At 62.0% G+C, this 5,359-nt stretch carries 4 protein-coding genes; all 4 read right to left on the bottom strand.

Annotation, left to right across the window (positions count from 1 at the left end; translation table 11 throughout):
* Positions 1-200: 200 nt before the first annotated feature.
* From ACRXB1_RS29275 to gmtY, 4 genes are read right to left on the bottom strand one after another with little or no spacing between them, the layout of a single operon-like run.
* On the bottom strand, positions 201-413 hold the full coding sequence (locus ACRXB1_RS29275) for a hypothetical protein (protein ID WP_449494014.1): 213 nt from the start codon (positions 411-413) through the stop codon (positions 201-203).
* 27 nt (positions 414-440) lie between these two features.
* The gene (gene gmtX, locus ACRXB1_RS29270; RefSeq protein WP_449494013.1) at positions 441-1,100 is read right to left on the bottom strand and encodes a gamma-mobile-trio protein GmtX; all 660 of its coding nucleotides are present in this window, start codon (positions 1,098-1,100) and stop codon (positions 441-443) included.
* Positions 1,097-3,679 (bottom strand): gamma-mobile-trio integrase GmtZ, encoded by a 2,583-nt coding sequence (gene gmtZ, locus ACRXB1_RS29265; RefSeq protein ID WP_449494012.1) that lies wholly within the window; start codon positions 3,677-3,679, stop codon positions 1,097-1,099. Before gmtZ ends, gmtX begins: the two co-directional genes overlap by 4 nt.
* A 9-nt stretch (positions 3,680-3,688) precedes the next feature.
* The gene (gene gmtY / locus ACRXB1_RS29260; RefSeq protein ID WP_449494011.1) at positions 3,689-5,089 is read right to left on the bottom strand and encodes a gamma-mobile-trio recombinase GmtY; all 1,401 of its coding nucleotides are present in this window, start codon (positions 5,087-5,089) and stop codon (positions 3,689-3,691) included.
* Positions 5,090-5,359: the final 270 nt, after the last annotated feature.

Raw genomic sequence — 5,359 nt, 5'->3', positions numbered from 1 at the left:
GGTCTTATACCTTAACGGTACATAGTTCGCGAGCAAGTGGCCGGGGATTCAGTAAGGGCGGTGTTTTAAGCATCAACGCCTTGCGATGTATAAATACATCGTAATACACCGAAACTTCCAAGCGCCAGCCATTACGCTGGCGCTTTTCCTATTGCGTAATTCGTACGTCAGGGGGTTTGGTGGCGTTCCCTTTGAGCCTGTTATTTCCCAAGCGACGCCTCCCACTCCTTGCCATCATCAAGGATAGGATGGGTATCACTCACCACAACCAGCGGCTTGCCACGATGGGCCAGCGCAAATCGCGATATCGCGCCGGCCTGCCCTTCCGGCATTGCTTGGCAGTTCGAAACTAGTGCCCCGACCCACACATACTGCCTAGATTCAATGCAGGCAAGGTAATAAGCCACACTCATGTTGTTCCCCTTTAATTTTTGCTTTGCCTACGCAAGCACTTTTCGAATCGCCCGCGCGAACCCCACCTCAAACACTGTCCGGCCGCGCGCGTTGACGATTTCGCCGTGGCTGCCTTCCCGCAGTCCCCATTCCTCGAGGTAATCGGCTGACACCGCTTTCCACAAGGCTTCGCGCTCGGAAGGCGTGAGCTGCGCGGCCATGGCAAGTACGGTCACCGGCTGCGCTCCGGGCGCGGCTGTGATCGTCGCGCCCAGCGGGCGCCGGTCCACAGTCACCTGGGTGTTGGCCTTCAGCACGTTGAGCTGCGCCTTGAGCTTGTCGCGCTCAGCAATGATGGCCTGCATGATGGAGCGGATCGCCGGGTCCTCGATGCGCATCAGGTATTCGTGGCTCGCGAGCGTCTTCGGCGGCTTGGGCTCGGGTGGCCCGACGTAGGCGGCCCAGGCTTCAATCAGTGCCTTGTAGTCCGTCGACTGGGCGTTGTAGAGGGCACGCCCCTTCATGATGCCTTCGGCTTCTGCCAGGCGCCCGACGGCCGGCAGAGAGAAGTCGCGCGAGCCCGTCTCGTGCTGCCTGCGGCAGAGATCGTGCATCTTTGCCAGATTTGTGCGCCGGTTTGAGCGCCCGCCCTTGGCGAGCAGCGACTCCAGCACCGCGTCCGGGTGGATGTCGGTCGCACCATTCATGCTTCATCTCCTGAGAGGACCTGACGTCCAGCGGGGTGGGCAGGAGGCAGAAGTGAGGTGAGGTCTAGGTCGAAGTGCTGGCTGAGGCTCAAGCCTGCATCCATCAGGCGAATGACTTGGCGCTGGCCCAACGCGGGATTCTCCGGGTTCATCTGCTGGGCAAGGCGGCGCAGGAAGGCGTTGCCGGCGAGCAGTTGCTCCTGTTCACTCAACAGCATGAACACGGGCGGCAGGTCGTCGCGGTAGAGCACCGCGTCGAGCAACTGGCTACGGCGGAACACCGCCTTTCCCGGCTCGAGGTCGGGGTAGACCTCGACGTTTTCGCAGACGCCCGCAAGTTGCAGCAGCTCCGACTCCGTTTCCTCGAAGGCGACCTGTACGTCGCCCCCCGTGCCGGCGGCCACCAACTCCGTGCCGGAGCCTTGCGGCGCGTCGAGCGCCGCCTTGCAGCGTTCGATGAGACGCCAGCAGGCCACCAGGTCTTCGGCGAGGTCGCTGAAGCGCTTTATGGCGCTCTCCCACACCCGCTCAGCCTGCCGGCAGGCGTCGAGCCTGGAGAATGGCTGGCCAGCATCCTCGGCGTCCGCCTTTTGCCTCTTTAGGTCTTGCAGCGTGTTCTCGTGCGCGAGACAGGCGTTGCGCGCCTCGTCGAAGTGATAGGCGAGCGTGTTGAACTGGGCAACGAGCGCCGGTAGGTGGTGCGGCTCGGTCACGAACCAGCGGCAGCGCACGCAGTTGCGGCTGCCGCCCGGAACAGGTCCATACTTGGGAGCCGAGAGTGAGCCAATGTTCGAGCCGCCGTTGTAGCAGCCACCCACAACACTGTTATCCTCGACCTCGCTGGTGTTGCCGCCGACGAGACACAGGCCGTGGTGCATGGGCATCCAGCCCGCCGGGTTGCGCGCGGCCGGATGCTGCGGGACGGCCGCGGCGAGGATGGGCACGCTGTTACAGATGGCCTTTTGCAGCAACTCTTCGTGCTCGGTGTCGAGCAGGAAGTTTTGGATGCTCGCCTCTTTGTTCATTTCCAGCCGCTCCGCTGCACCGAGCAGCACGTCGCGGATGTGCGTCGCGCCGGGCTTGGTGTAGTAGAGGGTCATCAGCAGGCGGCTGTGGCCGACGAGTTTCTGCAGGATAGGGAACGGCACCTGGCCTTCGAGCGCCAGCGCGGTGATGAGGGATACGCGCAGGCTGTGCAGGGGGAAGAGGGTCGTCAGTCCATTGTTCTGTTCTTCCGGCGGCGGGAGGAAACGTATCGCCGCTCCGTTGTGATGGGTTTCACCTCGGTCGGCCAGCCGCAGTTCCAGTGCTTCCAGCAGCGAGAACCAGCAGCTGTCCAGCCCCCTGTTCCGGATAGGCCGATGACGTTCGCCGTCTCCCGCCTCCGGTATCCTGAAGAGGAAGCAGGTATCCGGGTAGCCCGCCAGTTGCACCTCGCTCTTTGCCTTCATGTGACGACCATCGAGTTCCGTCCAGGACGTCCGCCGCGAGACGGGGTTGTACTTCGCCTGCCAGTTGCGCAGCTTCTCCAGCCAGTAGAAGACATCCTGATGCACCGGCCCGCCAAAGGACCACGGCAGCACGTAGCCCTTCTCGGAACCGGACTTGGTGATGTCGGCGGTCTTGTTGGTGTTGATGTAGAGCACTGTCGAGACCGCCCCGACGTCGGCGAGCGGGTCATTGCGGCGAAACACGCCCTGTTGCAGCGGCTGGCGTTCACTGCCCTGAGCGAGCCGGCTCGGATTCAATGACCAGTTGCCCGCCGCGTAGCGCCAGGTATCGGCTTCGCCCGAATCAAGCATGCGGACCTGGAAGGTGCGCAGCGGCAGGATGAGCTTCACGAGCAGGGCAACCCACCGCACCGGGCTCCACATCTCCAAGCGAGTTCCGTTCTTGAGGGGCCGCTCGCGCCACACGCAGTCCGGGTCGTTCCGGTCTATCTGTGCCTTGGCCACTTCGAACCAGTCGGGTGCACCGCGCCCACGCTGGCCGATTTCCACGCCCAAGGCGGCCTGCGCCCACTGCCAGTCCCGGAAGTGCGGTCCCGCCGCGAGCATCTGCCGCAGTTCGTCGATGTAACCATAGGGCAGCGGCGAATGCACGCTCTCGTCGCGCTTCGGCAGACCGCCATTGGACATCCGGGAAACGGGGTTGCGAAACGCCGGCGAGACCACCGGCCGGCCGTGGTCGTCGATTTCGCTGAACTCGCGCAGCAGCACGAAGTGCAGGAAGGCGTGGATGTAGTTGTTGTACTTGATACCTTTCAGGGAATCGGGGCAGGCTGTCCGGTAGAACTCAGGCAGGATGGTGGTGCAGGCCAGGAAAGATGCCGGGTCGAGCGGTAGCCCCTGCTGGATTAGGTAGCGCTCCACGAACGCCACCAACCCGAGCAGTTTGTCACCCACGTTCGTTGTCTCTCCCTTCAACCATTCCACTGCTAGCGCGCGCCAGGCTGAGAGCTGCGGATAGTCGCGCTCGACCCAGCCTAAGTTGGTATCCGTGTCGCGGCTCACTCCTTTCCCGTTGCGAGCTTGAGTGGCAGGTGCCTTGGGCGCATACGCTTTCTTCTTTTCGGCCATAAGGGTTCCTCAGTCGTTGAGTTCGATGCCAGGCAGCAACAGGCCGGACGCGGACGGTGTCCCGGTGTGCCTGTCCCGCAATCGCTGCGCGGCCGCCTCCAGCGCGGCCAGTGCCTCTCGGGTATTCGCCTGCGTATAGACCTCCTGGCTCTCCAGCGAGGCGTGATGCATGAAGCGGCGGATGAGCGTCTTGTCGATGCCAGCGTTGCGAAGGCGCCGGCCGTAGGCGTGACGGTGTCCGTGTGGCGTTGTGCCCAGCGCCTTGCTCACCGTGAGCCCGATGCGCTCGCACGCTGCGGCATGGGCCTTGTTGTACTGGGTGAGCGTGTACATGGCGCCGACGGGCTCGCGGTTCAGGTTGATGAAGGCGAAGGGGTGGCCACGCTCGACGCGTGCGACCTGCTCGAGATAGCGGTGCCAGAGTTGCAGGAACCACTCGCCATACTCGGGCAGAAACCAGTACGCTTGCTTGTAGTACGCGGCGTCATGGGTGCCGCCCTTCCAGCCGGCGTGCCGCCTATCCATCAGATCGGTACGTGGCACCAGGCCAAACTGGTGGGCGAGATACTCCGCCCTGCTGCCTCTACGCGGGCGTCCAAGTTTGTCGCGCCAATCGGCAGGCGCGGAGCCGTAGCTTGGATGGTGAATCAGGACCTTGGCCTGCTTCAGATTGGCTGGATCTGGAAACACGTCGGGGATGAAGAGATGGAAAGGCTCGGATTCGCGAAACCCCGCCCCGTGTAACAGCAATGTGATGAGCATGCTTCGATAGTCATAACGACCACCCGCGCAGAAACCCTTCAGCAGTAATTCCTCAAAGCGCTCCTCAGGGAAGGCCGGCGGATCGCCTTTTTCGACATTCGGAGCGCGTCGGCTTCGCACGCGATATGCAGCCTGGGCGGAGGACGAGTTCGCCGCCCATATATGCCCAAGGAACGCCTTGCTGCGTCGGTACTGGTATGCAGCCTCATCGGTTTGCCGGTCGAAAGCCCCGCCTGCATAGCGGGGATTCACTGCGGCAGTCTCAGGGCGCACTTCCCCAAGCCAATCAAAAAAGTCGGAGAGATGCGTGATGATGTGCGACGCATCTCGCGGTGAACGTGGCGCCCAGCTTAAGCCACTGGGGTCAAGGCCGGTGGCCCGATCAAACGTGCCGGTGTAGAGCCTCTGGGCGAAGTTCTGGAACAGACGATAAGTATCGCGCTCCGCCGGATTGGACTGTAGGTATTCAAGAAACATCCGGACGGACCGGGTTACCTTGGTCATCCATGCCAAGCTGCGGTCGTGACTACGAAAGAGGTAGTAGTCGAGCAGCGGCTCCAAGATACCCGCTGGCGTCAATACCACCGGAAGTTCCGCGTACACGCCTGTCCAATCGGTATGTATGCGCGCCTTGACCGTCACAAACATGTGAAGCGGTCGGTCAGCGGATTGAACAAAGCGACATCGCGGGACGGGCCACGCGGTGGAGCCTCGACGACACGCGGGATCACGACTACATCTCCAACTCTGCGCAAGCTATTCTCGCCATACATAAAAAGGCGCGGATTATACATACGATGCCATCGCACGGTATAGCTTCAACATCTGAAAGGCAAAAAAACACCCCTTCAAGAGGGGTGTTCGAAGTGAATTCCGCTCAGCGTTACAGAACTATGTATTCCTTGCTGGGGGGAATAA

Source organism: Caballeronia sp. M23-90, from assembly GCF_053574605.1.
The sequence above is the reverse complement of the archived record's forward strand: the minus strand, read 5'-3'. Positions and strand labels throughout refer to the sequence as shown.

Bases quoted from the DNA above. Each gene is read 5' to 3' on its own strand.
- ACRXB1_RS29275 (WP_449494014.1), bottom strand. From the start codon at position 413: ATGAGTGTGGCTTATTACCTTGCCTGCATTGAATCTAGGCAGTATGTG.
- gmtX (WP_449494013.1), bottom strand. From the start codon at position 1,100: ATGAATGGTGCGACCGACATCCACCCGGACGCGGTGCTGGAGTCGCTG.
- gmtZ (WP_449494012.1), bottom strand. From the start codon at position 3,679: ATGGCCGAAAAGAAGAAAGCGTATGCGCCCAAGGCACCTGCCACTCAA.
- gmtY (WP_449494011.1), bottom strand. From the start codon at position 5,089: ATGTTTGTGACGGTCAAGGCGCGCATACATACCGATTGGACAGGCGTG.